Annotated in this window: 25 protein-coding genes and 5 pseudogenes; 17 read left to right on the top strand and 13 right to left on the bottom strand. The window is 60.9% G+C overall.

The window, feature by feature from the left end; translation table 11 throughout:
* Positions 1-9: 9 nt before the first annotated feature.
* From DNK10_RS18530 to DNK10_RS18520, 3 genes are read right to left on the bottom strand one after another with little or no spacing between them, the layout of a single operon-like run.
* Positions 10-987 (bottom strand): saccharopine dehydrogenase family protein, encoded by a 978-nt coding sequence (locus tag DNK10_RS18530; RefSeq protein WP_131192563.1) that lies wholly within the window; start codon positions 985-987, stop codon positions 10-12.
* Complete coding sequence (locus DNK10_RS18525) at positions 984-1,385, bottom strand: VOC family protein (RefSeq protein WP_131192562.1); 402 nt, start codon at positions 1,383-1,385, stop codon at positions 984-986. The genes DNK10_RS18530 and DNK10_RS18525 overlap by 4 nt, the downstream gene beginning before the upstream one ends.
* 18 nt (positions 1,386-1,403) lie before the next feature.
* Complete coding sequence (locus tag DNK10_RS18520) at positions 1,404-2,147, bottom strand: SDR family NAD(P)-dependent oxidoreductase (protein ID WP_131180235.1); 744 nt, start codon at positions 2,145-2,147, stop codon at positions 1,404-1,406.
* 138 nt (positions 2,148-2,285) lie between these two features.
* Between DNK10_RS18520 and DNK10_RS18515 the strand changes: the two genes are divergently transcribed.
* On the top strand, positions 2,286-3,173 hold the full coding sequence (locus tag DNK10_RS18515) for an AraC family transcriptional regulator (protein WP_131192561.1): 888 nt from the start codon (positions 2,286-2,288) through the stop codon (positions 3,171-3,173).
* A 31-nt stretch (positions 3,174-3,204) separates the two neighbouring features.
* On the opposite strand, the gene DNK10_RS18510 is transcribed toward DNK10_RS18515, so the two are convergent.
* On the bottom strand, positions 3,205-4,089 hold the full coding sequence (locus DNK10_RS18510; RefSeq protein WP_131180233.1) for a LysR substrate-binding domain-containing protein: 885 nt from the start codon (positions 4,087-4,089) through the stop codon (positions 3,205-3,207).
* 110 nt (positions 4,090-4,199) lie between these two features.
* Here DNK10_RS18510 and phnD point away from each other — a divergent pair, with 110 nt between their 5' ends.
* The 8 genes and pseudogenes from phnD to DNK10_RS18470 form a co-directional block, all read left to right on the top strand.
* Positions 4,200-5,066, top strand: a complete 867-nt coding sequence (gene phnD / locus DNK10_RS18505; RefSeq protein WP_131192560.1) for a phosphonate ABC transporter substrate-binding protein — start codon at positions 4,200-4,202, stop codon at positions 5,064-5,066.
* Positions 5,063-5,857, top strand: a complete 795-nt coding sequence (gene phnC / locus DNK10_RS18500) for a phosphonate ABC transporter ATP-binding protein (RefSeq protein ID WP_131192559.1) — start codon at positions 5,063-5,065, stop codon at positions 5,855-5,857. Before phnD ends, phnC begins: the two co-directional genes overlap by 4 nt.
* Before the next feature lies 1 nt (position 5,858).
* Positions 5,859-6,677, top strand: a complete 819-nt coding sequence (gene phnE / locus DNK10_RS18495) for a phosphonate ABC transporter, permease protein PhnE (RefSeq protein WP_131192558.1) — start codon at positions 5,859-5,861, stop codon at positions 6,675-6,677.
* A gap of 225 nt (positions 6,678-6,902) precedes the next feature.
* Positions 6,903-7,994: an iron-containing alcohol dehydrogenase PsrA gene (gene psrA / locus DNK10_RS18490; RefSeq protein WP_131192557.1), complete on the top strand. Its 1,092-nt coding sequence runs from the start codon at positions 6,903-6,905 to the stop codon at positions 7,992-7,994.
* A 117-nt stretch (positions 7,995-8,111) separates the two neighbouring features.
* Positions 8,112-8,267, top strand: a pseudogene (locus DNK10_RS26350) (MFS transporter); the annotation flags it as partial.
* A gap of 15 nt (positions 8,268-8,282) precedes the next feature.
* A pseudogene (locus tag DNK10_RS18480) lies at positions 8,283-8,593 on the top strand (LysR substrate-binding domain-containing protein); the annotation flags it as partial.
* 65 nt (positions 8,594-8,658) lie between these two features.
* Complete coding sequence (phnX, locus tag DNK10_RS18475) at positions 8,659-9,486, top strand: phosphonoacetaldehyde hydrolase (protein WP_131192556.1); 828 nt, start codon at positions 8,659-8,661, stop codon at positions 9,484-9,486.
* 94 nt (positions 9,487-9,580) lie between these two features.
* A pseudogene (locus tag DNK10_RS18470) lies at positions 9,581-9,700 on the top strand (hypothetical protein); the annotation flags it as partial.
* Between the two features lie 70 nt (positions 9,701-9,770).
* Here DNK10_RS18470 and DNK10_RS18465 read toward each other — a convergent pair.
* Positions 9,771-9,884 (bottom strand): annotated as a pseudogene (locus DNK10_RS18465) (transmembrane anchor protein); the annotation flags it as partial.
* Between the two features lie 243 nt (positions 9,885-10,127).
* On the opposite strand from DNK10_RS18465, the gene DNK10_RS18460 reads away from it, so the two are divergent.
* Both DNK10_RS18460 and DNK10_RS18455 read left to right on the top strand, forming a co-directional pair.
* Positions 10,128-10,415 (top strand): metal-sensing transcriptional repressor, encoded by a 288-nt coding sequence (locus DNK10_RS18460; protein ID WP_131192555.1) that lies wholly within the window; start codon positions 10,128-10,130, stop codon positions 10,413-10,415.
* 8 nt (positions 10,416-10,423) lie between these two features.
* Positions 10,424-11,536: a nickel/cobalt efflux protein RcnA gene (locus DNK10_RS18455; RefSeq protein ID WP_131192554.1), complete on the top strand. Its 1,113-nt coding sequence runs from the start codon at positions 10,424-10,426 to the stop codon at positions 11,534-11,536.
* A gap of 119 nt (positions 11,537-11,655) precedes the next feature.
* Here DNK10_RS18455 and DNK10_RS18450 read toward each other — a convergent pair whose 3' ends face one another.
* Together DNK10_RS18450 and DNK10_RS18445 are read right to left on the bottom strand one after the other, a co-directional pair.
* Positions 11,656-12,432, bottom strand: coding sequence for an SDR family oxidoreductase (locus tag DNK10_RS18450; protein ID WP_131192553.1), 777 nt, complete (start codon positions 12,430-12,432; stop codon positions 11,656-11,658).
* Positions 12,429-12,758, bottom strand: coding sequence for a nuclear transport factor 2 family protein (locus tag DNK10_RS18445; protein WP_131192552.1), 330 nt, complete (start codon positions 12,756-12,758; stop codon positions 12,429-12,431). Before DNK10_RS18445 ends, DNK10_RS18450 begins: the two co-directional genes overlap by 4 nt.
* Before the next feature lie 119 nt (positions 12,759-12,877).
* On the opposite strand from DNK10_RS18445, the gene DNK10_RS18440 reads away from it, so the two are divergent.
* Positions 12,878-13,795, top strand: a complete 918-nt coding sequence (locus DNK10_RS18440) for a LysR family transcriptional regulator (protein ID WP_131192551.1) — start codon at positions 12,878-12,880, stop codon at positions 13,793-13,795.
* A gap of 68 nt (positions 13,796-13,863) precedes the next feature.
* Here the strand turns inward: DNK10_RS18440 and DNK10_RS18435 are convergent, their stop codons facing one another.
* A complete protein-coding gene (locus DNK10_RS18435; RefSeq protein ID WP_131192550.1) occupies positions 13,864-15,303 on the bottom strand; it encodes an HD domain-containing phosphohydrolase in 1,440 nt (479 codons plus the stop codon).
* 88 nt (positions 15,304-15,391) lie between these two features.
* Between DNK10_RS18435 and DNK10_RS18430 the strand changes: the two genes are divergently transcribed.
* Positions 15,392-16,165 (top strand): alpha/beta hydrolase, encoded by a 774-nt coding sequence (locus tag DNK10_RS18430; protein WP_131192549.1) that lies wholly within the window; start codon positions 15,392-15,394, stop codon positions 16,163-16,165.
* A gap of 242 nt (positions 16,166-16,407) precedes the next feature.
* On the opposite strand, the gene DNK10_RS18425 is transcribed toward DNK10_RS18430, so the two are convergent.
* A complete protein-coding gene (locus DNK10_RS18425) occupies positions 16,408-17,283 on the bottom strand; it encodes an MBL fold metallo-hydrolase (protein ID WP_207389984.1) in 876 nt (291 codons plus the stop codon).
* A gap of 18 nt (positions 17,284-17,301) precedes the next feature.
* Positions 17,302-18,432, bottom strand: a complete 1,131-nt coding sequence (locus tag DNK10_RS18420) for a cysteine desulfurase family protein (protein WP_131192548.1) — start codon at positions 18,430-18,432, stop codon at positions 17,302-17,304.
* 226 nt (positions 18,433-18,658) lie between these two features.
* On the opposite strand from DNK10_RS18420, the gene DNK10_RS18415 reads away from it, so the two are divergent.
* Both DNK10_RS18415 and DNK10_RS18410 read left to right on the top strand, forming a co-directional pair.
* A complete protein-coding gene (locus DNK10_RS18415) occupies positions 18,659-19,123 on the top strand; it encodes an Lrp/AsnC family transcriptional regulator (protein WP_131192547.1) in 465 nt (154 codons plus the stop codon).
* Between the two features lie 85 nt (positions 19,124-19,208).
* Positions 19,209-19,433 carry a hypothetical protein gene (locus DNK10_RS18410; RefSeq protein WP_131180220.1) on the top strand — a complete coding sequence of 75 codons (225 nt, stop codon included), beginning with the start codon at positions 19,209-19,211 and terminating at the stop codon, positions 19,431-19,433.
* 351 nt (positions 19,434-19,784) lie between these two features.
* On the opposite strand, the gene amn is transcribed toward DNK10_RS18410, so the two are convergent.
* On the bottom strand, positions 19,785-21,248 hold the full coding sequence (amn, locus tag DNK10_RS18400) for an AMP nucleosidase (protein ID WP_131192658.1): 1,464 nt from the start codon (positions 21,246-21,248) through the stop codon (positions 19,785-19,787).
* A gap of 86 nt (positions 21,249-21,334) precedes the next feature.
* Entirely contained in the window at positions 21,335-22,672 is a 1,338-nt protein-coding gene (locus tag DNK10_RS18395) for an aminotransferase-like domain-containing protein (protein WP_131192545.1), read from the bottom strand.
* A gap of 81 nt (positions 22,673-22,753) precedes the next feature.
* Here DNK10_RS18395 and DNK10_RS18390 point away from each other — a divergent pair, with 81 nt between their 5' ends.
* Positions 22,754-23,704 carry a threonine dehydratase gene (locus DNK10_RS18390; RefSeq protein WP_131192544.1) on the top strand — a complete coding sequence of 317 codons (951 nt, stop codon included), beginning with the start codon at positions 22,754-22,756 and terminating at the stop codon, positions 23,702-23,704.
* 18 nt (positions 23,705-23,722) lie between these two features.
* Positions 23,723-23,847: pseudogene (locus DNK10_RS18385) on the top strand (paraquat-inducible protein A); the annotation flags it as partial.
* A gap of 324 nt (positions 23,848-24,171) precedes the next feature.
* On the opposite strand, the gene DNK10_RS18380 reads toward DNK10_RS18385, so the two are convergent.
* Complete coding sequence (locus tag DNK10_RS18380) at positions 24,172-25,572, bottom strand: CoA transferase (protein WP_131192543.1); 1,401 nt, start codon at positions 25,570-25,572, stop codon at positions 24,172-24,174.
* Positions 25,573-25,635: the final 63 nt, after the last annotated feature.

The following is a 25,635-nucleotide window of genomic DNA, read 5'->3' as shown; positions in this document are numbered from 1 at the left end:
CGGGAGACTTCAGCGATCGGTGATGGTCGTACCGGCGATGCTCTCGGCGAACCCAGCTCCCAGCAGCTTTGCCGGCGTCTCGAAACCCGGCCGTCGTTCGCCACCCAATACCCGGCGCGCAGCCTCCACGGCAGCAATCGGTGTGTAGGTGTAGCCGTTGACGGTCTCGATCACTGAACGCGCAACTGTGCCGTCGGCGCCGGTCACTTCGGCTACTGCTCGGGCGCGATGAGCTTCGCGTTGTTGCGCGTCCGGGCCCTCAGGAAGCTGTGAGAGATCGCCTTCGGGAAAGGGATTGCCGGAGAAATGCACGAACATGGAAATGTTGGGAATGCCGGTGGAGTGCCAGCCGGTGACCAGATCACCGAAAGACAACGGCGCACACAGTTCCAGGCCGTAGCCAAAATCGAAGTGCCGTGGTTGCGCATCGGGAGTTGCAACCAACAACCCGTCAATCCGCGCCAGAAGCCCTGCACCAATGATTCCGCTGACACTCAGGGCGGAGCCACGCGACATCGAACCCGCAACCTGAAGTGCAATATTAAGCGACTGCGGCGCATGCACCCGACGAGCGACATGCACCGCCAGGCAGTCTGTCGGCACCACGTCCCAGCCGACGCCAGGCAGGAGCATGACGCCGGACTCGGCCGCCTTAGCGCCCAATCGCTCGGCCAACCGGTAGACATTGATCTCGGCCGTGATATCCAGATAGTCGACGCCAGCTTCGATACAGGCCTGCATCAATGCATCGGCTGTCTGCGCAAAAGGTTCGGCGAGGTTCAGTAGCACACTGATGCCTTCAAGGGATTGTGCTGCCTGGGTATCGGGCGTGAACAGGCGATACGGAACATTCAATTGTGCAGCCAGAGCCCGCAGCCTGTCGTGATTGCGCCCGGCAAGGACAATGGCCAGTCCCTGCGCAACGGCGTACTCGGCCGCCATGCGCCCCATGTAGCCGGTTGCGCCATAGATCATCAATCTCTTCATTGGACGTGCTGCCAGTTCTTGTAGACAAATTCCAGGCTGTACCCGTCAGGATCCAGGACATTTGCGGCGTAGTAGTCCGGGTCGTAGTGCAGACGTACCCCCGGTGCGCCGTTTTCGGTCGCGCCATGGCTCAACGCGGCCGCATAGGCGGCCTCGACTTCGGTTCTGCTGTTTGCCACAAAGCCAACATGCAGCGCTCTCCCACCAGCGTCCCCCTTGCGCAGCCAGAAGAACATCCGACCGTTGGCGCCAAAGCCTTTCAGGTCGGGATGCCCTGGTGGGCCGTCCTTACCGTCGTAATCCAGGCGCACGGTGATACCGAGCGGTGCCAGGGCAGCCTCATAGAAACGGATCGAGCGCTCAAGGTCGCTCACAGACAAAAAAATGTGATCCAGCATGGCAAAGCCCTCGGTTGTTCAGATGATGTATCCGCCAGCGACTTCAATGCTCTGGGCATTGATCCAGGCGCCCTCCTGCGACAGCAACATGGCAATGATCCGTGCCACATCTTCTGGCTCACCGACTCTGCCCAGCGCCGTTTGCGCAGCCAGCATCGCCTCGAATTCGTCATTGAGCCCGCCGCCCAACTCAGTTCGAATCGCTCCAGGGGAAACAGCATTGGCACGTATGCGCCTATCGCCAAATTCCTTGGCCATATAGCGAGTGAGCACCTCCAGGCCACCTTTGAACGCCGCATAAGGCGCAACCCCAGCAGTGGCCACGCGCGTGGTAGCGCTAGTCAGGTTGACGATGCTGGCGTTTTCTTCCAGTAACGGCAGCAGGGTCTGCGTCAGGAAGAAGGGGCCTTTGAGATGAACATTGAACAGACCATCGAACTGCTCCTCGCTGACAGATGCCAACGGGACGAACAGGCCGTAACCTGCGTTATTCACCAAGCCTGCGAGCGTGTTCGTGCCCCAAGTCTCATGCAGTGCAGCGACGACCGCCTCCCGGAAAGCCTCGAAGCTTTTGACATCTGCGACATCGAGCTTGAGCGCAACGGCTTTACCTCCCGCTCGTTCGATGCTTCGCACCACCTCAGCTGCGGCCTCTGGATGATGGTTGTACGTGAGGATGACGCCCATGCCGTGTCGGGCAGCGTGTTCCGCTGCACTGGCACCAATACCTCGGCTGCCTCCAGTAATGACGATAACGCCCATGATGTGCTCCATGGCTAACTGAATAAGCCGCCACACTACGGAGCATCGTCATCGCCAACGCAGCGGTTCCTACTCGAAACCTGCCTGTTTCTGCTTTCTGCTTGCACTGCACCTCATCCTGCATACAGCATTGCCAGCATGAACGAGCAACTGAATGAACTCCGCGCTCTAGCCGCCAAGGCCGAAAACCGCCGCACAGAGACGGGCATTCCGCGCGTCGCCATGGTTCAGGGCAAGATTCCAGAGCATATGCTGGCGGCGGTCTATGACCCGATGATCAATCTGATCCTGCAAGGCAGCAAAACCATGACAGTGGGCGACAGCACGCTGCGATATGACCCGGCGACCTATTTCGTCATGTCCATCGAGCTGCCAGCGGTGGGTACGGTGCACCCTGCCGCATCAGGCGAACCCTATCTGGCCGTCAGCCTGACACTTGATCCGACAGTGTTATCCACCCTGCTCACGGACTTGCCCAAACCCGTTTCACGCCATGACAACGATCCTGGCTTCTCGGTGGCCGCCGTTACGCCCGAGCTGATGGACGCCTGGGTGCGTATGCTGCGATTGATGGGCGACCCCAATGCCATCGCGGCCCTCGCGCCTGCGTACGAACGCGAGATTCTGTTTCGCGTGCTACAAGGCCCCCATGGCTGGATGCTGCGGGAAATCGCCGCACCGGATACCGCCATGGCTCGCGTAAACCTGGCCATCCAGTGGATTCGGCGAGAATTTGCCGACCCCATCAGGGTGGAATTCCTGGCGCAGAAAGCGGCGATGAGTGTCTCGGCCTTTCACCGTCACTTCAAAGCGGTGACGACCTTGAGTCCATTGCAGTATCAAAAACGTGTTCGTTTGCTCCAGGCGCGAATGCTCATGGTGACCGGCGGCAAAAATGTCACGGCCGCGGCCTTCGAGGTGGGGTATGAAAGCCCAACGCAATTCAGCCGGGATTATGCGCGGGTATTTGGCCTTCCTCCTGCGAGAGACGCAGGAAGAATTCTGGGGGAAACGAAGGTCTCCTGAAACCAACGGGTGAATGGGGACGCAGCCGTAGCTAATCCGAGTCGCTGGGGCGCTTGAGGCGGGCCTGGTTTGCACAGGCGAGGAACGTCTCGATCACCTGGCTGCGGCGCTCGGCCAGGCAATACAGATACGTCTCGGTGTGCACCGGATCGCCTTCCAGACGGATGGCTTTGAGGTTGGGGCCGGGGATGTACTCGGCTTCTGACACTACGCCCAAGCCAATGCCTCGCGCCACCGCCTCGCGCAGTGCCTCACGGCTACCAATCTCCATGACCATACGCGGCGTCACCTCACGATCGGCCAGCGCCTGCTCGAACGCCAAACGCGTAGTCGAACCTTGCTCGCGTCGTAACATCGGCTGCCCCTGCAGCTCTTCCAGCCGCACGGTATCGTGCTGGGCCAAGGGATGCTCATGATGGGCGAACACGATGATGCGATGGCGGGCGTACAGCGTCGAGTGGAAAGCGGGATCTTCATGCAGCCCAGCTAACACACCGATATCCGTCACGTAGTTTTCGAGGTCAGCCAATACCGACGCCGAGTTACCCACACGGATCGACAGCTCGACCTGGGGGAAGTCGCGACGATAGGCATCGACCATCTCGATGACGTGGAACGGGCCAACCGCACCTAGCCGCAATTGGCCCCTGACCAAGGTTCCGGAATCACGTAACAGCCCGTGTGCTTCAGCTTCAAGGGCCATCAGTTGCTGCGCGATGGGCAATAGCTGCCGACCAACCGTCGACAGCTCGGCACGGCGACCACGGCGGTGGAAAAGTTCGAGATTATGCAGGCGCTCCAATGCCTGTATCTGAGTGGTCACGGTCGGTTGGCTGAGCCCAAGTGATCGTGCTCCCGCGCTGAAGCTGCCCTGTCGTGCCACAGCCAGGAAGGCGCGCAGCTTACTGTTCGACATCCATAGATTCCTTCAATAGTTTTGCGAGCAATCCAATATTGAATCGATGGCATGACGGTCACATTACAAAACTAGGGTAAGCGGCATTCCAACCACAACTCGGATATGCCATGAAAACGCTCCGTAAGCTGTTGTGCACTGTCAGTGTGTCGTTACCGCTGTTGATCAGTGGTGAAGTGTTTGCCGAGACGACACTCAGGATCGGCCTTATCCCCTCTGAAGACTCGCAGTCGATGATCGAGAGCAGCCAGCAAGTGCTCGATCAACTGCAGGCCAAGCTGGGCATGCCGGTTAAACCGTTCGTGGCTACCGACTACAACGGCGTGATCGAGGCGTTGCGCTCCAAGAAGCTGGATGTCGCCTATCTGGGGCCGTTCTCTTACGTGCTCGCAAGCCAGGTGGCCGATGTCGAGGCCTTCGCCGTAGCCGTGACGAAGAAGACCGGAAAGAGCGCTTACCGCAGTCTTATCGTTGCTCGCCCCGACAGCGGTATCCAATCGTTGGCCGATCTAAAAGGCCATACTTTCGCCTTCGTCGATCCAAGCTCCGCCTCCGGTCACCTCTTCCCCAAAGCAGGCATCGAGCAGGCCGGCTATCAGCCAGACGAGCTGTTTTCACGGGTGATTTTCTCTGGCTCGCACGATGCCAGCATCCTGGCAGTGGCCAATCGCAAGGTGGATGCCGCCGCTGTGGCTGACCGCATTCTTGCCACCGCTACGGCGCAGGGCCAGGTCAAACCGGACGAGTTGCGCGTCGTCTGGAGCTCTTCAGATATCCCCGAGTCGCCGATGGTCTGGCGCAAGGATCTGGATCCGGCGCTGAAGCAGAAGCTGGCTGCAGCACTCGCCGAGGTCAAGGATATCCCCTGGGGTGATCAGGGCATGCTCGACGGCTTTCAGCCGACCCGCGATAGTGCCTATGACGTGGTTCGCGACACCGCCAAGGTGCTCGATCTCGATCTGAGCAAAATGAAATGATCAGCGTCCACCGGCTCACCAAGCACTATGGGAACAATCCCGTGCTGAGAGGAATCGATCTGCAGATCGGTGCTGGCGAATTCGTCGTGGTGCTTGGTCAGTCTGGCGCGGGAAAATCCACTCTGTTGCGCTGCATGAACCGCTTGGCTCAGGCAGATGGCGGCGAACTCCAGGTCGCTGGAATCGATGCCATGCAAGCACGCGATGAGCGTGCCCTGCGCCGCCAGGTTGCGATGATTTTCCAGCACCACAATGTGGTACCACACCTCTCGGTGCTGAAGAACGTGCTCACCGGCCGTCTGGGATCGCTGTCGACGCTTGCCTCGATCTTGCAGCTTTTCAGTCGAGCCGATGTGGAGCTGGCGCACCAATGTCTGCGTCGGGTCGAGCTGATGCACAAGGCTGAAGCTCGCACCGACTCTCTTTCAGGTGGGCAAATGCAGCGGGTGGGTATCGCTCGTGCACTCGCCCAGCAACCCAAGGTCATCCTCGCCGATGAGCCCGTCGCGAGCCTCGATCCAAAGACTGCGCGTCTGGTCATGCAGTACCTGCGTGATGCCAGTCGGGATCTGGGGATTACCGTGGTTTGTAACCTGCATCAGGTGGACTTCGCCCGCGAGTTTGGCGACCGCATCATCGGTCTGGCACATGGTCGCCTTGTTTACGACGGCGACGCTGATGGTCTCGACCAGCCCACGTTGCATCGCATCTATCCCGGCGCGAACGAAGACAGCCAGACCGAGACCGAATGCTCCTTGCAGCTGCGTTATACCAATGGCCTGGGAGGCTGACATGCGCACCCAAAATTATCGCTGGATGGTGAAAACCCCGGACAGTCTGCGCGGCTGGGCCTCGACTGCTGCATTGGTGCTGATGCTGGTGGTCGTGCTGCACTGGAGCGCCAATGGCGCGCAGCTCAGTTGGGGGGAGTTGGCGTCAGGCCTCCCGCAAATTGGCGATTTTCTCTCGCGCTCGGTGCCGCCAAATCTGGATATCCTGCCCAAGCTGATCGCACCGGCCTTGGAAACCCTGCAGATCGCTATCTGGGGCACACTGCTGGGCATCCTCTTCGCTGTACCTCTGGCCTTTCTCGCTGCTCGCAATCTGCAGAGCAATCGCTGGCTGTACCAGGGAACCCGGCAAACGCTCAATGTCATTCGCAGTATCAATGAGCTGATCCTCGCCCTGGTCTTCGTTTCCGCTGTTGGCCTGGGGCCATTTCCCGGTGTCCTGGCTCTCGCAGTGCATGGGGTAGGCATGCTCGGCAAGTTCTTCGCCGAGAGCATCGAAGAGATAGATCAAGGCCCTCTCGAGGCACTTCGAGCCACAGGCGCTCGGCCTCTGCAGGTGATCGTGTTCGGCGTGCTTCCGCAAGTCATCACGGCCTGGATTGCCGTGATCCTCTATCGCTTCGAGGTCAACCTGCGTTCGGCTACCGTGCTGGGCATGGTCGGCGCGGGTGGGCTCGGCTTCGAACTGGTCAGCAGCATCAAGCTGTTCAAATACCAGGAAACGGCCACCTGCATCATCGTGATCACGCTGATGGTGATTGCCGCCGACATGCTTTCGAGCCGACTGCGCGCCTCGATTCAGCAAAGCGGTAGGCACTGAGTAACCGTTTCGACAACTGCTCCCAAACGGCCGTGTCGTCCAGTACGGTCTCTCCAAGTAACTGCACGCAACTTTATCGAGTGGAGTATCGCAGCGGTGACGCACGCTTCTCTAACGCAAGACAGTATCGGTTCAACCGATGCAGAGCTCGAATCAATCGATTTGAGCCGGAATATGCAGACAGGGACTATGGCCACACATTCAAACAACAATAAAGGAAGTGCCATGCCTGCCCAGTTCCACAACCCGGTCGCTACCTATTTCGGCAGCGGCAGCCTGAACCAGATCACCTCCCTCACCGAAGGCCAGACCGTTGCCCTGGTGATCTTTCCCGAAGCCCGCGGCCTGGGCCTGCTCGACAAGATCCAGGCCCTGCTGGGCGAGCGCTTGATCCACATCGTCGAAGATGTCCAGCCCAACCCGGACGTCGCCCAGTTGCGGGCTACCTACGAACGCTTCTGGCAACAGGCCGGCGGCTGCGAAACCGTGCTGGCGGTGGGCGGCGGCAGCGCCATCGACACCGCCAAGGCGCTGATCGTCGGTACTGAATCCGGTCGCTTCGACGAGCTGCTGGGCTTGCTCGCGGTCGGCAAACCCTTTACGCCACCGCGCTGCAAGGCGCTGATCGCCGCGCCGACCACGGCCGGCACCGGCAGCGAAGTGACTCCCTGGGCGACCATCTGGGATGCTGCCCAGCAAAAGAAGTATTCGCTGCACCTGGAATGCACTTGGCCGACAGCGGCGATCATCGACCCGGATCTGATGCTGACGGTGCCGGCCGGCGTGACCGTTTCCACCGGCCTGGATGCCCTCTCCCATGCTCTGGAGTCGATCTGGAACGTCAATGCCAATCCGATCTCCGACACCTTTGCGATCTCCGCTATCGAAGACATCCTCGACTGCCTGCCTCGGTTGCGCGAAAACCTGAGCAGCCGCGAACTGCGCGCCCGCATGGCCCTGGCGGCTCTGAAGGCAGGCCTGGCCTTTTCCAATACCAAGACGGCGCTGGCCCATTCCATTTCCTACGAAATGACCCTGCGCCATGGTCTGCCTCACGGCATTGCGTGCTCCTTTACCTTGCCCTACGTGCTGGGCTTGGCATGGGGACGGGATGCTGCTCGGGATCAGACGCTACAGCGGGTTTTCGGGCCTGATCTGGCCAAGGCTCAAGAGCGCTTGCGAGGTTTTCTCCATCGCCTGGACGTGAAGACCGAATTCACCGATTACGGGGTGACGGAGGTCGAGGCGCAGGAGATGGTTCTGTATGCCATGCAGGGCGCTCGTGGAAAGAATTTCATCGGCTCACGCGCCGCCTGATACGTCGCCTACCTAACGTGGGCGGCTGTTCAGGTCGCCTGTTTCCTGTTGCACCGAATAAGAGTGCCGTTCCTCCAGCAGCCTGGTTGGAGGGAGCGTAACAAGAAGGAAAATATGATGAATCGTGAGCATTCTCTGTCTGGTCTCGCTGTTCCCGCCACCCCATCCTTTCACTTGGCTCAGTGGCGAATGCTGTTGGCGACGATGTTCTGCTACCTGTTTTTCTACACCGGTCGACAGACCTTCGGCTTTGCAATTCCCGGCATGCAGGCCATCAACGGTAACGGTGAGCGGGTGATCCTGCGCGAGCGGGGCTCACGCACCAGGCAACTGGTGGAGGAAGCGTGTCAACGAGCCGGTATTGAGCTGGACTGCGCCATGCAACTCAACAGCCGCGAGGCGATTGTGCATGCCATTGCTCAGGGAAGCGGCATCGGTTTCGTTTCAGCGGTTGAGTATGCAGAGACGCCTGGCACCCGGCCGATCACCTTCGTCGACCATCCGTTTCACATCGAGTACCACCGTGCTGCCTGGGCATCCGTCGTAACCGACCGATGATCGCCGAGCTGTTCGAGGGCAGCATACCGCCACCCACCTGAATGCAATAGCCTGCCCTGTCGACGGGGAGGACAGGCCTCTCTCATCCTTCGTTTGGAGATACACCATGAACTACAAGCAACCGACTCAATTGCAAGCCGCGATTCTCGACTGGGCAGGTACCGTTGTCGACTTCGGCTCTTTCGCACCAACGCAGATTTTCGTCGAAGCCTTTGGCGAGTTCGGTGTCGAGGTTTCCCTTGAGGAAGCGCGCGGGCCAATGGGTATGGGCAAGTGGGATCACATCCGCACGCTCTGCGATCTACCTGCCGTTGCTGAGCGCTACCACGCGAAATTTGGTCGAACCCCAACCGATGCCGACGTGACGGCAATCTACGAGCGTTTCATGCCGCTGCAGATAGACAAGATCGGCCTGCACTCGGCGCTGATTCCCGGTGCGCTGGAAGCCATCGCGGCGTTACGCGAAAAGGGGCTGAAGATCGGTACCTGCTCCGGTTATCCGGCGGTGGTCATGGAAAAGGTCGTGGAGCTGGCACGCCAGAACGGCTATGTGCCGGATCACGTCGTGGCCAGCGATGAAGTACCCAATGGCCGCCCCTACCCGGCTCAATCGCTGGCCAACGTGATCGCGCTCGGCATCAATGATGTGGCTGCTTGCGTGAAAATCGACGACACCTGGCCTGGCATTCTGGAAGGCCGCAGCGCCGGTATGTGGACAGTGGCATTGACCTGTTCGGGCAACGCCCTTGGAGTGACTTACGAGCAGTACAAGAGCATGCCTCAGGACAAGCTGGATCAGGAGCGCATTCGCATTGGCCGCATGCTGGAAGGCTCGCGTCCGCACTACCTGATCGACACCATCGCCGAGCTGCCCGCGGTGATCGATGACATCAACGCACGCCTGTCGAGAGGTGAAGTGCCTCAGAACACCTGAGCCCTGCACGCAGGATTTGAGGCAGTCAGCGAGGCTGACTGCCCCGCACTCGGTCGCGATACCGCGGCCAACTTACAATAAGAGGTGATCACCATTTGGCGGCTACAAGAAGTCCGGGGTCGGGCGCGAAACCCACAAGATGATGCTCGACCACTATCAGCAGACCAAGAACCTGCTGGTCAGCTACGACATCAATCCTTTGGGCTTCTTCTGATCGATGCCAAACAAAACCTGCCAAGCAGGTTTTGTTTCGACCTCTAAACACCTGCGCCTGTTGAAAAGTCAGCTTCTTCCGCCAGCGTCTTCTTCATTTCTCCTATTTGCGCGAGACCGAGCGATCGGCCAACGCCCGTGGCGTCAATGGCGTACTCCGACGGCATAACAATCGTGACGGGCAGAAGCAGCATTCTCTGCATGTGAATGGGCATGCGTATGCACCACATCGCCCCACGACTTTTCGCTCGGCATTACCGAAACAGCATGGTGTGCTCAAGTCATGCCAGTGAGATGGCAAGGGTCAGGGCGAATACCACCGATGTACTGGAGAACGGTTTGATGCATTGAGTGCAACGTGCATTTGACACGCATCCTCCCCGGGGGGATAGGATACGAGCAATTGATCCCCGCACGAGACTCAAGATATGCCTGAGCACGAACACGGTCATCAGCACCAAAGTCATAAAGAGATCATCAAAAGGTTGAAGCGAGCGGAAGGACACCTGCGAAGCATCGTGACGATGATCGAGGACGGTCGTGCTTGCGTCGATATTGCTCAGCAACTTCATGCTGTTGAAAAAGCCGTATGTCAGGCCAAACGCACCTTGATCCGGGATCACATTGATCACTGCTTGGAGCATGCCGTAGGAACCCTCACCACTGGTGAGCACGCCCCCTTGGAAGAATTCAAACAGATCACCAAATACTTGTAGGTGCGACCATGTCCAGCTTCGCAGAAGTCCTGCAACAAGGCAGTTCCCAGGCCTGGTTCTACTTTCCCACTGCGATACTTCTGGGAGCCTTGCATGGCCTGGAACCAGGCCACTCGAAAACGATGATGGCCGCGTTCATCGTCGCGGTTCGTGGAACGGTCAAGCAGGCCATGCTACTTGGGCTTGCGGCAACCATTTCACATACCGCAGTGGTCTGGTTCGTAGCTATTGGCGGCATGTACATTGGCCGGAACCTTGATGCCGAAACTACGGAGCCTTACTTTCAGCTCGCGTCGGCCGTGCTGATCATTGCCATCGCATTCTGGATGCTCTGGCGTACCTGGCGAGGTGAGCGAGCCTGGTACGCAGAGCAGGATGCCACACACCAGCACGATCACGCGGAGACTCGGCGCATCGATACCGGACATGGTGTCGTGGAGTTGTCGATATTTGAGGAAGACGCTCCCCCAAAATGGCGGCTGCAAGCGGTCACCGGCAGCCCTTGGGCAGCCCATGATGTCACCCTTCAGACAACTCGCGCAGATGGTCGAATGCGTCAGTTTCGTTTCTTGGAAATGGGATCGTATTTGGAGTCAGTCGGCGCAATCCCCGAGCCGCACGAGTTCCGTATTCGTCTAAGCCTTGGGCACGGTGGTCATTCCCATGACTACGATTTTGACTTTCATGAGCACGGTCATGTTCACCCCGACCAGCAAGGGGTCGTACTTGCCGTCGAAGGCTATCAGGATGCTCATGAACGGACGCATGCCAACGACATTCGCAAACGCTTCAGTAACCGCAGTGTGACCACCGGGCAGATCATCCTCTTTGGTCTAACGGGCGGCCTTATCCCTTGCCCGGCAGCGATTACCGTATTGCTGTTATGCCTTCAGGTGAAGGAGGTCACTCTGGGCGCGATTCTGGTTCTATGTTTCAGCATTGGCCTAGCCATTACTCTGGTGACCGTTGGTGCTGCTGCAGCACTTGCATCCAGACAGGCATCCAATCGCTGGCCGTGGCTGAACGTGGTGGTGCGTCGTGCGCCTTATCTTTCCAGCTTGTTGATAATCGCGGTCGGCATCTATGTAGGCGTGCATGGCTGGATTGGACTGAACGCATAGCGTGATGCGGGAGGATCCGGTCAGAAGCGGACAACGCTTGATGTCCACCTCAGCTCGAATACAGTCAAACGCCAATCGTCGCCGTATGTGGTTGCCGCGTTCAAGTAAGGCAGCCGCAGCTAGGCTGTCGGAATCGTTCCACCATCGATGACAAATTCGCTCCCCGTGATGGATGCCGCGCCGGACGAAGCCAGGAACGCAATGAGGCTGGCCACTTCTGGCGGTGTCGAAGGGCGGCCGAGCGGAATGCCACCCAGTGCATCCATGATTATCCGCTTGCCGCCTTCGTAGTCAGTACCTGCTTCCTGAGCCAGTCTCTCAGCCAATGCGACCGCCGCCTCGGTTGCAATCCAGCCCGGCGAAACCCGGACAACACGCACACCTTTTGGCGAGACTTCTTTCGACAGACTTTTGCTGTAGGTCGAAAGCGCAGCCTTGGCAGCCGCGTAGGCAGTTGTAGCCTCAGGCAGAGGCAGCCGACTTTGAATGGAGGTCACATGGATGATGACGCCGTCCCTTCGCGCCAGCATATCCGGTAGCAATGCGCGATCGAGGCGTACGGCAGGAAACAGGTTCAGATCGAGCTCGCGTTGCCACTGTTCTTCGCTCAACGCAGCGAATCCACCGCCGGGCGCGGACGAACCACCGAGGACGTGGACGATTATGTCCACACTGCCCAAGAGCCGTTTAGTCGCGGCCAGCAGTGTTTCGCAACCTTCCAGGGTCGTGAGATCGGCCGCAACGAACAGGGCATCCGGCATGTCGGTGTTCGCCTGCCGGGCCGAGGTGAGCACTTGCGCGCCCTCTGCACGGAACAGCTTGACGACAGCGCTCCCGACGCCTTTGGTGCCACCGGTGACCAGCACCCGCTTGCCGGCCAGGCCGAGATCCATCATGGCGTAATCTCCAGCGAGCGGATCCGATCATCCTTCAGCACAAACACATGGCTCAGCTTGACCGGGCTGCCGGGAAAATTGCCGGTAATACGCGCAATGACGGTCAGCCTGCCCTCTTCGTGCAGGGCCTCCAGAGGCTGGACATGGTAGGTGAACGCCTGCTGTGCCTCATGCTGCCAGGATTTGATGGACTCAATTCCCTCATGCGTTTTGTTTTCGTCGAACACCGTGGCATCCGCGCAGAAACAGCTCGCCAGGCGTGACACGTCGCCGCCATTGCTGATAGCGAAGTATGTCTCCACGGCGTCAGGCAGTTGAAGACTCATGAGTCTGATCTCCTCTCTCACAGTTGGTTGGGTTCACGACTGTGATCTTGCCGCCCAATTGATAATTTGCTCAACTGGGATAGACATTAATGACCAATCCCTAAAATCAGGATAATCGAATGCCTGACTCTCGCCTTGGCCTCAATGAGCTGGAAGCGGTAATGGCCGTGGCGCGCAGGGCCTCGTTTCGACAGGCCGCTATCGATCTGGATGTATCAACCACCGCCTTGAGTAATACCATTGCCAAACTGGAGGCGAATCTCGAAACGCGGCTGTTCAATCGCACGACACGCAGCGTGTCTCTGACCGAGTCGGGCAAGATGTTTCTGGAGCAGGTTGGCCCGGCCTTGCATGATGTACGCGCCGGGCTCGAAGCGGTGCGATCCCACAACGCCGGGCCCTCGGGCGTTCTGCGCATCAATGCGTTCGCGAGTGCCGCCCGAACAGCCCTGCTGCCATTGATTCTGGAGTTTCTGCGACGTTACCCGAAGGTACACATCGACCTCGTGACCGAAGGCCGTTTGGTAGACATAGTCGCTGACGGTTTCGATCTCGGTGTACGCTCCGCGAATCTCGTGCCCAGTGACATGATCGTGATCTCCCTTGGCCAGCCGCAACGTTACGCCGTGGTCGGTACGCCAGCGTACTTCGAAAAATACGGCCGGCCCCTTACGCCACCCGACCTCCTCCACCATCAGTGCATACGTATCCGCCTACCGAATGGCGCAATTTACCCCTGGCATTTCGAGCGAGCGGGAGAAGTGACCAGGCTTGACGTGGCCGGGCAGCTCACGCTTGACGAGCCCAGTGTCGCCAAGGCTGTGGTGCAGGAAGGCATGGGGCTCGGCTTTTTCATGGAACAGGACGTTCAGAGCGAAATCGAGACCGGACAGTTCGAGCGAGTACTGCAGGGCTGGACACCTCCCAGAGATGACCTGTGCCTGTACTACCCGAACCGACGCAACCCCTCCGCTGCGCTCAAGGCGTTTACAACCCTGGCCCGCGCCAATCTGTGCAGCCAAGGCGGACTCGCATAACTCATCCGGCCATCCGCGTAGTTCTGCACGAGCGGCCCGAAAGCAATCCGCTGCCCAGAGGACAGCTATCAGGCGATCAGACCTGACGTCAGCGCCTTCAATGTGGCCGCCGCTCGCGTGGAGCAACCCAGCTTGCGAAAAATGCTTTCCACGTGGGTACGAACAGTACTCGGGCTGATATCCAGCCGCCGCGCCACTTCCTTGTTGCTGGCACCACGGCTGATCTCCAGGAGAATGTGACACTCGCGCGAGGTGAGTAACGGATTCTTGGGTTGAGGGCGCCTGCGCTCACCACGCGCAGCGGCGATCACCGCTTCGCAGATTTCACCGTCGAACAATCCGCGGCTGGCGTCCTGCTTGAGCAGCCTCGCCGCCTCCGCTTCGCTGTAGGCCGGCCGCCAGGGCCTGGCTCCCCTTAACGCGACCCAGGCTACGGTGGTGGCGAGCAACCGATACTCGGAGCACTGGGAATCTGCTGACGCACCTCGAAAGTAACCACTGCCGTCGAGCCGTTCGTAAGCATGGGCGGCGATCTCTCCAGACGTGGCCAGCTCGCTGATTTGTCTCGACGCTTTCTGCGTCCAGTAGGGAACGAGGTGTATTCGCTCCGCTGCCCCGTATGGCAGCGGCCCTGCGGTATTCCAGAGATGATTGGATACGGCTGCCCGCCCGAGACCGTGAATGAGGGCTGCTTTGCCAATTTCCGTCAGGGCTGGCTCGGGCAGCCCCCACAAACGTGCCGCCTCGGTGGCGACATGCGCCACCTGCCTGGAATGGCCTGCCAACCAGGGCAATTTCAGATCGATCACATCCCCCACCAGTGTCAGCGACACTGGGCGTTCGGCCTTGGCGTCGTCCGCCCCCTCGGAAGCGCTCTCAAGATCCGCCAACCACTCTTCCGCATTTCGTACGAGCAACGAGACGAGGGAGGCGGGATAACGTCGATCAGACTGATTGCCGATCCAGCTCAGCGCCGCGTCCAGGCCATGTGTCCGGCTGAGAATGTCCAGATCCCCGGCAAGTACCACCTGGTAGGCCACTTCCGGAATGCTTTCATGCGCCAACCCCAACGGCCGGCCGGTTCCGTCATAGGTTTCGAACACCCGACACAACCCTGACTCGACAGCGGCACCGAGCTCCAGCGTTTTCGCAATTTCGCCAGACACCTCGCAGTGTACGACGGCGAGCGAAGTCGCCTGGTGCACCGCGTTCATATCGTCAGCGCCCAGAGTCTGGTCGAGCATCGCGCGGCGTCCTTCGACATCGTCACCCAGCAGATGAGCGAACCCTTCGGCGTTAGCGGTGCAGCCGGACCAACGCAGCAATGCGACCTGCTCCGCTACCTCCAGGTGGTCGCCCTTGCCGTGCCCGGCTTGCGCCAGCATTCGCGCCAACCTGGCAACGCGTCGGGAATGCCCGAGAGGTTGCCCCATGCTGAGATCCCCGACCTGGGAGATAGCCCCCAGCGCTCCGCTTAATGAGATGTCGAGTCGCTTCGCGTTATCCATGGAAAAACCCCAGGGTCGGATAAATGACCGATACCCGCTGAGCAGGCCTGTCAGCAAAATTTGAGCTCCCTACACAGGAGCTTACCCAATGAAAACATTCAGATCGCAAATCGTCACCGCCGTCTTCGCGCTGGCAAGCCTGCTGGTAGTCAGTGTCAGTCAGGCCGAAGATGCAACGCCCTCCGTGGTGATCGTACATGGGGCATTCGCCGACGGCTCCGACTGGGCCAAGGTAGTGCCGTTTCTTCAGGCCGAAGGGGTTGCGGTAACGGTAGTACAGAACCCGCTCACCTCTCTTGCCGACGACGTGGCCGCTACGCAAAGAGCGCTGGACAACCAGCCGGGCCAAGTAGTGCTGGTCGGGCATTCGTGGGGCGGCACCGTGATCAGCGAGGCCGGCAGCCACGAGAAAGTGAGCGCTCTGGTGTACGTCGCAGCGTTCGCGCCCGATGCCGGACAGGCCAGCGGCGAACAGGGCAAGGGCGCGCCTACACCTCCGGGCATCAGTCAGATCAAGGCAGACGGCAACGGTTTCCTCTATCTGACCCCGGAAGGCATGGCCAAGGACTTCGCCCAGGATCTCCCGGCTGAGCAGACCGCCGTCATGGCCGCGACGCAAGGCCCCATCAAGGCATCCGCCTTCGATGACAGAACGACGGTCGCGGCCTGGAAGACCAAGCCTTCCTGGTACGTACTCGCCACCGACGATCGAATGATCCACCCCGAGGTTCAGCGAACCGCCGCCAAGCGTATCGGCGCTACCTTGACTGAGCTGCGCACAAGCCATGTTCCACAGCAGTCGAAACCTGAAGAGGTCGCCGAGGTGATTCTCAATGCGGTACGAAACGCTGGCGAGCAGTGATCGCCGCTCACTGGCATGACTGATCGCGACGTCACTCGCTGTATCGATATGGGTTGCCCGCGGTGTCTCCGAGCAGGTGAGTAAGGTGCGCACATCCCTGTGCTGACAACCACGTAGGCGAAAAGGAACTGGCACGTACCGCCGAGTAATGCTGCTGACTCCCTGCCCCTGGTGCTCATCGAGCATCAGGGGCCTTTTCTTTCACAGCGGGCAAGTCGGCGGCGAACGATGGCGCAAACCGCTCAGCAAGCCTGCAATGCCCAGCGATAGCGCACCCCAGCCACCTCTCCTGCAGGCAGGACGCCTGCACGAAGATTCCATAGCAGGGCGGGGATCAATAATCTGGGTGGCTCCAGGCCTGCATCCCGCTCTTCTCGCCATTCGATGAATTGCGCTGCACTGACACCTTCATGCATGTGCTGGTTATGCACACGCTGCTCCTCCACGGAGCACCAAGCCTGTGGCGCTCGATCCTGCGGATAGTCGTGGCACATGAACAAGCGAGTATCGCCCGGCAGCTCGAGCAAACGTCGAATGGAGCGATAAAGCTGAGCAGCGCTGCCGCCAGGAAAATCGCAGCGCGCCGTTCCAATATCTGGCTGGAACAGGGTGTCACCGATGAACGCCTGCCGTTCACCTATCAGGAAGGCCGTGTCAGCCGGTGTATGACCTGGCACGTGCAACGCCCTGGCCGACAACGAGCCGATGGTGAAGTGTTCGCCGGGGGCGAGCAGGTGGTCGAACTGCCCGCTCGCCTGGCAGTAATCCTCAGGCAGATCGAAGCGCACCTGAAAGGTACGTTGCACCTCGCGGATACTCCGGCCGGCAGCGATCCTGCCGCCGCTACGATCACGCAGATAAGCCGCGGCGGTGAGGTGGTCGGCATGGATATGGCTTTCCAGGATCCACTGCACCTGTAATCGCTTGGCCTCTATCGCCCTCAACAAGGCATCCGCCGGAGCGCTATCGAGCAGACCAGACTCGGTGTCATAGCCGAGCACCGGATCTATCACCGCACAGGCGCTGCCAACGCCAGCATGGACAAGATGGCTGAACGTCGATGTCTGTGGGTCGAAGAAGCTTTCGACCTGCAGTGCCCCCTCTCGCACAATGCTCATCGAGCCATCACTGACTCGTCACTCAGGCAGACAACGGCGAATGGCATCGATGGCCTGCTCGACATCGGCGAGCGTGGTATAGCGGCCGAGGCTCAGGCGGATGCTGCGATAAGCCTGGGTGTCGTCGAGCCCGAGCGCCAGCAACACATGGGACGGTGCACTGCTGGCCGAGTTGCAGGCCGAAGTGGACGAGAACGCCAGCGTCCCCAGCAGGTTCTCGGCATCGAACCAGGGGTGGTCGATGCACAGGTTGAGGGTATGCGGCACACGCTTCTCGGCACAGCCGTTGAGGCGCACGCCGGGCAGCGCCAGCAGGCCTTCGCGCAACTGCGCGCAGAGGTGAGCGATGCGCTCGTTCTCTTCGGCCATGAGCTCGCCAGCGAGGGCGAACGCGCTGCCCATACCAACGATCTGGTGAGTGGCCAGAGTACCGGAACGCAGCCCCTGCTCGTGTCCACCGCCGTGGATCTGCGCCTGGATCAGCGGACGTGCGCGCTCACCGACGTATAGCGCGCCAATACCTTTGGGGCCGTAGGTCTTGTGGGCGGAAAAGGACATCAGATCCACCGACAACGTGGACAGGTCGATCACCACCTTGCCGGTGGCCTGGGCGGCGTCCACATGGAACAGCGCCCCTCGCTGGCGAACCAGCTCGCCTATCGCGGCGATATCGGTCAGCGTGCCGAGTTCGTTGTTGATCAGCATCAGCGAGACCAGCAGAGTGTCGTCCCGCAAGGCAGCCGCGACAGCCTGCGGCTGAATGATGCCGGCGCTATCGGGCTGCAGCCAGGTCACCTCGAAACCCTCTCGCTCCAGTTGCCCGGCGGTATCCAGAACGGCCTTGTGCTCCAGGCGGCTGGTGATGATATGCCGGCGGGTATCGGCAACCGCGGCAACGCCCTTGAGCGCCAGGTTGTTCGATTCGGTCGCACCGGACGTCCAGACCAGACGATCCACGCTCGTCCCTACCAGAGCCGCCACCTGCTTGCGCGCCTTCTCGACGGCGAGACGGGCACGCTGACCGAAGGAGTGGGAGGAGGAAGCTGGATTGCCGAAAACCACATCACGGCCCATGCATGCCAGCATGTCCCGAATGACCGCGTCGTCGATGGGGGTGGTAGCGGCGTAATCGAAATAAAGTTCTGGCATAGGGTAACGGCCGTAGCAGGAGGTAAAAGGCGCCGCGTAGACGGCGTTGTCCGGGAAGACATGCTACGAGAGCAGAACGTGAAAAACTTTGATATTTCGCTGTTCGCAGGCCCATGAAACGGAATAGATTTCCTGACTTCCTAAAGTAATCGAAATTATTTTCCACACTTAGCCCGTTTCATACTGACGATATTCCTCAATCGTCTTATCAGGAGTTTTCCCGACCGTGGACAAGTTCGACCGAGCCCTCCTCGCGCTGCTACAGCAGGACTGCACCCAACCGCTGGGCGAGATCGCCGAACGCATCGGCTTGAGTAACACGGCCTGTTGGCGGCGCATTCAGAAACTCGAGGAAAGTGGCGTGATCGGCGCGCGGGTCGCTCTGCTCGATCCACGACAGGTCGGTGTGCCAGTGACGGTTTTCGCGTTCGTGCGCACCAATCAGCACAACGCCGACTGGCTGAAGCACTTCCACAGACAGGTGGCCGAGATCGACGAAGTGGTCGATTTCTATCGCATGGCGGGGGTGACAGATTATCTGCTGCGCCTGGTGGTGCCGGACATCGAAGGTTACGACGCCGTGTACAAACGCCTGATCGAGATTCCGGGCATTGCCGATATCAGTTCCAGCTTCGCCATGGAACGGATCAAATCGACCACGGCACTGCCGCTGCATCAAGTGGGCAAATGAGCGACTGACGGGCGACGACAGCGACTGGCGAAACCGCGGATTCCGGGTTAGTTTGGCCGCCCCGTTATCCACGACGATTTCCGCCATGTTCCCACGCAACCTTCATCGCCTGACCATTCTCGGCCTGGTGTTCTTCATCCTCGGCCTGATCGGCGTCGTGTATGCGCTGTACGCCATCTACAGCGGGCCACGCCCCGCTGATCCGGATCTGACCCGCAGCCTGGTCGTGGCTGCGGGCATGCAACTCACCGGTTACGTGCTGCTCAACCGAAACCGCTGGCGGATGATGTTCGGCAAGCCGAAGAAGTAGCTGCAAGCTAGCTTGGCGCGACCCTCAGATCATCGTCAGGCTTTTGCTCTTACTTGGGGCTTGCAGCTTGAGGCTTGCCGCTGCCCTAGGGTCTGTTGCCGTTTCAACGCGAGCCGCGTTGCCGCGAGAAATCTCGCCAGGTTAGGCGGAGGACGCAGGGAATGGCATTCCCTTTTCAAGTCCTCCAACGACGCATGGCGAGATTTCCCGCGCAACCCGTAGGGCCGGGCCCGTTTTGCCGCGATGCTGCGTTTCTCGCCGGCTCATTTAGCCCGCTAAACTTCGCGGCTCGTGCCTTGCCTCGCGGCAAAACGGGCTCCGGCGCGGCCGTGCGTGAAACGGCAACAGACCCTAGCGAAATGGCGGCTCATCGAAGCTGCGCAGCTTGCGCGAGTGCAGCGAGTTGAGTTGCCCGCGCAGCAGATCCAGGGCGGCGATACCGATGTGCAGGTGCTGGGTCACCGCCCGCTCGTAGAAGGCCCCCGCCGCGCCCGGCAGCTTGATCTCGCTGTGCAACGGTTTGTCCGATACGCATAGCAAGGTGCCGTAAGGCACCCGCAGGCGATAGCCCTGGGCGGCGATAGTGCCGCTTTCCATGTCCACCGCGACAGCCCGTGACAGGTTGATCAGCGGACGCTCCTGAGCCCAGCGCAGTTCCCAGTTACGGTCGTCGTAGGTCAGTACGGTGCCGGTGCGAAGACGACGTTTGAGATCGTCGCCGCGCTCGCCGGTGACCTGGGCGGCGGCATCCTGCAGCGCCTGCTGCACCTCGGCCAGGGCCGGCAGCGGAATGTGCGGCGGCAGTACCCGGTCGAGGATACCGTCGCGGCGCATGTAGGCGTGGGCCAACACGTAGTCGCCGATGGTCTGCGACTGACGCAGGCCACCGCAGTGGCCGATCATCAGCCAGCAATGCGGGCGCAGCACGGCCAGGTGGTCGGTGATGTTCTTGGCGTTGGACGGGCCGACGCCGATGTTGACCAGGGTGATGCCATCGCCATCGGCGGCCTGCAGGTGGTAGGCCGGCATCTGGTAGCGGTGCCAGACCACGGTCTCGATGATCGCCTGCATCTCGCCTTCGGGCATACCGCGTTCGATGACCACGTTGCCCGGCAGCACCATGCGCTCGAAGCGCGACTCGCCATTGAGCATATCCAGCCCGTTACGGATGAACTGGTCGACATAGCGGTGATAGTTGGTCAGCAGAATCCACGGCTGCACGTGGCGCCAGTCGCTGCCGGTGTAATGCACCAGGCGACGCAGGGAGAAATCCACGCGGGCGGCGTCGAACAGCGCCAGCGGCAGCGGATCGGTATTTTCCCAGTCGTACAGGCCATCGGCGGTGCCATCGGTGGCGGCCGACAGGTCGGTGCTGGGGAATACCCGCGCCAGTTCTGCCGCCGTCACACCGGAACCGGCCAGCTCATCGCCCTGCTCCACCACGTACGGATAGGGGATGTACTGCTGGCTGACGCCGACTTCGACCGTCAGGGTGAAGTCCGCCATCAGCGGTTGCAGCTGCTCCAGCAGGTATTTGCGGAACGCGGCCGGGTGGGTGATGGTGATGCTGTAGGTGCCGGGCACCTGCACCTTGGCGTAGGCGCGCACCGTGGTCGGTACCTCCCCCTGGCACAGGTAGGTCAGACGCAGTTCGGGGTAGCGGAACAGTTCGTGCTGCTCGGCATCCGGGCGAATACGATCCTTGAGGTAGCGCTTGAGGGCCTGGCTCAGGCCTTCGGTGGCGCGCTGGTGCAGCGCGGCCAGACGTTCGACGGCTTCTTCGGCAGAGTTGACGACGATAAAAGCGCCGTCTATGGAAAGTGACATGCACGGATCCTTATCGTGGAATTCACGGAACATAGCTGACACGCATTACAGCCTGGGTGCAAGTGCGCCGATCATTACGGCCAGGCGACAACGATGCGCTCCAGCGCCTGCTTGAGTTCCGCGCGACTGCGGGCGGCGGCCAGGCTGATGCGGATCGCACTGGCCGACGCTGGGCCAACGGCGAACACCTCGGCCGGCACCACTTCGACACCGGCGGTTCGGCATTCAGCAGCCAGGTCACTGCTATCCGCGGCCTCCAGCCACAGGTGCGGCGCAACCTCACGGCCCTGGGGCATACGCGCCCCGAGCACCCGCGTGGCAAGGCGCCAGCGCTGCTGCAATTCGTCGCGTTGCCAGGCCAGCTTGCGCGCCGCGGTACCGTCCTCGATCCACTCGCAAGCGAGGGCCAGACAGAGTGGCGAAACCGCCCAACCGGTGGCGTGCCCTTGCGGATCGATGCGTTTGAGCAGCGCCTCCGGCCCGTGCACGAAGCCCAACCGCAGCCCTGGTGCGACGGTTTTCGACAGGCTGGTGACCAGCAGACTATGCGCCGGCACCGACGCGGCGAGCGGCGCCTGACTGCCCAGCGCGCCATAGACGTCATCCTCGATCAGCCACAGCCCATGGCGCTCCACCAGCTCGGCGATGCGCTGGCGACGTTCGGCATCCATGCTGCTGCCCGTGGGGTTCTGCAGGCAAGGAGTGAGCACCAGCACCCGCGCGCCGGTGGCACGCACCTGACGGTCGAGATCCTGGGGGAGGATGCCGCGCCCATCCATCGCCACAGCATGCAGCGGCAAACGCAACTGCCGTGCTGCGGCCTTGATACCCGGCGCGGTGAAGGCTTCGACCAAAACCGGATCGCCCGGCTCGCACAGCGCCAGCAGCGCGGCGGAAACACCCTGCTGGGCACCGGCGCAGAGCAGTACCCGCGACGGCGGAGCGTGCAGGCCGCGCTGCTGCAGCCACAGACTACCGGCCAGTCTCCCACGCATTTCCAGCTCGGCCGGCGCGTAGGCCTGCAACGCATCGAGGCGGCCCTCCTCGATCAGCCGCTGCAGGGTACGCGACAGGTCATCGCTGTCGCCATCATGCACCGGCACATTGGTCGACAGGTCGCTGCCCTGCGCCGGCTGACCGGGCTGCTTGAGGTGAAACAGGCTGGCTTCGTGGCTATCCGCCAGCACATAGGTGCCGCGGCCGACCTCGCCGGACACCAGGTGCCGGCGGGCGGCTTCCCGGTACGCCTGCATCACCGTGCTCGGGTTGATGCCCAGCGTCCAGGCGAGCCGGCGCTGTGGTGGCAGGCGCTCACCGGGCTTGAGCTCGCCCTTGCCGATGGCACTGGAAATCGCCTCGACCAGCGCCAGGTAGGTGGGCAACGAACTGCCTTGCAGATCAGGTAACCACATTGCTTGCCATGCAATATAAAGATTTACCCATACAATGACAGGGCCGTAGCATCAGGTCAAAGCCACTCGGGAGCCCCCAAAATGTTCGACCTTGCCGCGCTACGCCAAGCCGCCACTCTGATTCGCCCGAGCATCCCGGCGACGCCACAGTTCGCCTGGCCGCTGCTGGCCGAACGACTGGGCTGCGAAGTGTGGGTCAAACACGAGAACCACACGCCGACGGGGGCCTTCAAGGTGCGCGGTGGCCTGGTCTATGTGGATGCGTTGATGCGCCACGAGCCGAACACCGTCGGCCTGGTCTCGGCCACCCGCGGCAACCACGGGCAGAGCATGGCACTGGCCGCACGCAAGGCCGGGCTGCCGATCAGCATCGTGGTGCCGCTGGGTAACGCCCGTGAGAAGAATGCCGCCATGGCCACGCTGGGCGCCGAAGTGATCGAATACGGCCGCGACTTCGACGAAGCTCGCGCCAGAGCCGCCGAGCTGGCAGAGCGGCGCGGCCTGCATTTCGTACCCTCGCTGCACCCGGATCTGATTCGCGGCGTGGCCACCTATGCCCTGGAACTGTTCGAGGCGACACCGCCGCTGAAACGCATCTACGTGCCCATTGGCCTGGGCTCGGGTATCTGCGGGGTGATCCGCACTCGCGACCTGCTCGGCCTGGATACCGAGGTGATCGGCGTGGTATCGAGTGCTGCCGATGCCTACGCGCAGAGCTTCGCCGCCGGGCGAGTCATCTGTACCGACAGCGCCGACACCATCGCCGATGGCATGGCCTGCCGCGTGCCGCAGCCCGAGGCGCTGGAGATCATCCGTGCCGGTGCTGCACGTATTGTGCGGGTCGATGACGACGAGATCCGCCAGGCCATTCGCGCCCTCCACGAAGACACCCATAACCTCGCCGAAGGCGCTGGCGCCGCGGCCCTGGCGGCGTTGATCCAGGAACGCGAGGTCAATCAGGGCGAGCGCGCGGCTGTTGTGCTCAGCGGTGCCAATATCGACCGCGCAGCGCTGGCCTCGATTCTGGCGTAACCCACAGTGGAGCCAGCTCTACTGACGGCCCTGCTGATTTATATGCCCGCGAATTTTCTGCCTATCATGCAGCTCAACCTACTTGGCAGATTTCATAGGATACGGTCTGCAGGGGCGTGATCGGCTTATATGGCGTTGGAATGTAGGGCATCGCCGTGGTGGTGTTCTTGAGCAGCATGGCTGTTGCGCTGCAGGGCCTTGCTGCTGACTCCGGCGATGCCCTGCATCCCAGCTAAACGGTCTTCAGGCGCACTGCTTTTTGACGCCGATTCTCGGCTGCACAATCGACGGCGGGAACAGCGTCGGCCGCAAAGGGCGGCCGACGGATAGGGCTGGGCTTCGCTGCAAAACCACTCTGGGGCAAGCGGGGGATCGGTTCCGGGGTCGACTTAATCGTGATCAAGGGTGAGTAAACGCCGCAAACCGCCGATTTAGGGCGACGCATGTTGAGATGCGGCGTGCCCGAATCATCTTGGCAACCAGACGGCCTCGCTGCTGCCGAGTGCAGGCGTCGTTCCTGACCAGACGCACGGCGTCTCCGACATTTTTAACACAGGGCCCAGCGTTTTCAGGTCGCCATACACCGTGCCGTTATCAAGCACCGCCAGAGGTTCGAACTCTTCTGGGCTGAGCCTGTTGGGCGCATCCTGGAAGTTGTCGATCAGTCCCTGACGCTGAAGAAACATCGCCGACTGACACAACGAGACTTGCACGCGATAACTGCCGCCTTCTCGTGCTCGCCTCGCCAAGGCCACCATCGCGCCAAAGGTCGCGAGAAAACCGGTGAGAAAGTCGCACATGAAGACGGGGGTGAGTTTCGGCTGCCCGGCGCCCAATGCCTGGCCCTGGGTGTGGCAGATGCCAGTCACCGCCTGTGCTACCTGATCCCAGCCGGCGCGGGATGCGAAAGGCCCGCCAGAGCCGAAGCAGTTGACCGTGACATGCACAAGCCCGGGCCTGAGTGCGATCAGCTCATTGGCGCCGAAGCCATAGGCCTCCAGCCGGTTGGGCCTGTAGCCGTCGATGAACACATCGCTTTCCTTGACCAGCTCGTACAGGCGCTCTGCCTCGTCGGCTTTGCCGATGTCCAGATAGCAACTGCGCTTTCCATGGCTGGTGTCGCGGACGAAGGAAGGCACCTGCGGCAGGTGTGGCGCGGTGACCATCAACACGTCGGCTCCGTGCTCGGCCATGCCCAAGCCTGCGGTGGGGCCTGCAAGAATGCGCGTCAGGTCGAGTACGCGAATACCGGACAGCGGCGCTGCTGCGGGTGGCATGGATTCCGGCGGGGCGTCGTTGATCCGCGTAATTTCCACCACCGGGCGGCTGGCAAGGTAGGCGCCATGGGGATGCATGAGCCACTCCTCGGGAGTGCGCACCTGCCCGCCACACGCGTAGGCCTCGGCGATGGCGTCCTCCAGTTCGGCGGCATCGCGCATGCCGATGCCGTCACGAATCGAGGCGACGCTGCTCTCGCAGTTGATCACGTCCAGAATTCGCCGTTCCAGATGCGCAAGATTGGTGTGGGGCAGCAACCAGCGGTCGTCTTTGGTGCGCCATGGCTGTGTCATTGACACCATATGTTTCATGGCATCGGAGTAAGGAATGGGTTGGTAAAGGCCCTGTTCGTTGAGGCGTTGGGTCATGTCGCCGCCGTACAGTGAGGTGGCGGCAGCGGCTTTGACGTCGACGCTGACGGTCTGTCGATAGCCGTTGCGCATCGCCCATAAATCGTTCGCCGCCACGCCTCTCGCAGCCAGTGCGGCGGCAGCGGTCTCGCCGATGCGAAAGGGCGATGTGTACAACGGATCAGCCCCGGTGATGGTCACTTCATCATCAGAGAGAGCAGGGCCGTTGCGGATATCCATCAGCTCTTTGAAACCGATGCTGGAGAGAACGCTGTGCAGATCGTGTGTACTCATAAAGATAAA

Origin of the sequence: Phytopseudomonas daroniae (assembly GCF_004327275.1) — a bacterium.
Taxonomy (GTDB): domain Bacteria; phylum Pseudomonadota; class Gammaproteobacteria; order Pseudomonadales; family Pseudomonadaceae; genus Aquipseudomonas; species Aquipseudomonas daroniae.
Note: the sequence above shows the minus strand (reverse complement) of the source record. Positions and strands in the feature narration are given on the sequence as shown.

What these genes read in the sequence shown, in the direction of transcription:
- DNK10_RS18440 (WP_131192551.1), top strand. Translation starts at nt 12,878, where the DNA reads ATGCCTGACTCTCGCCTTGGCCTCAATGAGCTGGAAGCGGTAATGGCC.
- phnD (WP_131192560.1), top strand. Translation starts at nt 4,200, where the DNA reads ATGAAAACGCTCCGTAAGCTGTTGTGCACTGTCAGTGTGTCGTTACCG.
- DNK10_RS18510 (WP_131180233.1), bottom strand. Translation starts at nt 4,089, where the DNA reads ATGTCGAACAGTAAGCTGCGCGCCTTCCTGGCTGTGGCACGACAGGGC.
- psrA (WP_131192557.1), top strand. Translation starts at nt 6,903, where the DNA reads ATGCCTGCCCAGTTCCACAACCCGGTCGCTACCTATTTCGGCAGCGGC.
- DNK10_RS18410 (WP_131180220.1), top strand. Translation starts at nt 19,209, where the DNA reads ATGTTCCCACGCAACCTTCATCGCCTGACCATTCTCGGCCTGGTGTTC.
- phnC (WP_131192559.1), top strand. Translation starts at nt 5,063, where the DNA reads ATGATCAGCGTCCACCGGCTCACCAAGCACTATGGGAACAATCCCGTG.
- DNK10_RS18390 (WP_131192544.1), top strand. Translation starts at nt 22,754, where the DNA reads ATGTTCGACCTTGCCGCGCTACGCCAAGCCGCCACTCTGATTCGCCCG.
- DNK10_RS18435 (WP_131192550.1), bottom strand. Translation starts at nt 15,303, where the DNA reads ATGGATAACGCGAAGCGACTCGACATCTCATTAAGCGGAGCGCTGGGG.
- phnE (WP_131192558.1), top strand. Translation starts at nt 5,859, where the DNA reads ATGCGCACCCAAAATTATCGCTGGATGGTGAAAACCCCGGACAGTCTG.
- DNK10_RS18530 (WP_131192563.1), bottom strand. Translation starts at nt 987, where the DNA reads ATGAAGAGATTGATGATCTATGGCGCAACCGGCTACATGGGGCGCATG.
- DNK10_RS18460 (WP_131192555.1), top strand. Translation starts at nt 10,128, where the DNA reads ATGCCTGAGCACGAACACGGTCATCAGCACCAAAGTCATAAAGAGATC.
- DNK10_RS18445 (WP_131192552.1), bottom strand. Translation starts at nt 12,758, where the DNA reads ATGAGTCTTCAACTGCCTGACGCCGTGGAGACATACTTCGCTATCAGC.
- DNK10_RS18380 (WP_131192543.1), bottom strand. Translation starts at nt 25,572, where the DNA reads ATGGATATCCGCAACGGCCCTGCTCTCTCTGATGATGAAGTGACCATC.
- DNK10_RS18450 (WP_131192553.1), bottom strand. Translation starts at nt 12,432, where the DNA reads ATGATGGATCTCGGCCTGGCCGGCAAGCGGGTGCTGGTCACCGGTGGC.
- DNK10_RS18520 (WP_131180235.1), bottom strand. Translation starts at nt 2,147, where the DNA reads ATGGGCGTTATCGTCATTACTGGAGGCAGCCGAGGTATTGGTGCCAGT.
- DNK10_RS18455 (WP_131192554.1), top strand. Translation starts at nt 10,424, where the DNA reads ATGTCCAGCTTCGCAGAAGTCCTGCAACAAGGCAGTTCCCAGGCCTGG.
- phnX (WP_131192556.1), top strand. Translation starts at nt 8,659, where the DNA reads ATGAACTACAAGCAACCGACTCAATTGCAAGCCGCGATTCTCGACTGG.
- DNK10_RS18525 (WP_131192562.1), bottom strand. Translation starts at nt 1,385, where the DNA reads ATGCTGGATCACATTTTTTTGTCTGTGAGCGACCTTGAGCGCTCGATC.
- DNK10_RS18395 (WP_131192545.1), bottom strand. Translation starts at nt 22,672, where the DNA reads ATGTGGTTACCTGATCTGCAAGGCAGTTCGTTGCCCACCTACCTGGCG.
- DNK10_RS18430 (WP_131192549.1), top strand. Translation starts at nt 15,392, where the DNA reads ATGAAAACATTCAGATCGCAAATCGTCACCGCCGTCTTCGCGCTGGCA.
- DNK10_RS18420 (WP_131192548.1), bottom strand. Translation starts at nt 18,432, where the DNA reads ATGCCAGAACTTTATTTCGATTACGCCGCTACCACCCCCATCGACGAC.
- DNK10_RS18515 (WP_131192561.1), top strand. Translation starts at nt 2,286, where the DNA reads ATGAACGAGCAACTGAATGAACTCCGCGCTCTAGCCGCCAAGGCCGAA.
- DNK10_RS18425 (WP_207389984.1), bottom strand. Translation starts at nt 17,283, where the DNA reads ATGAGCATTGTGCGAGAGGGGGCACTGCAGGTCGAAAGCTTCTTCGAC.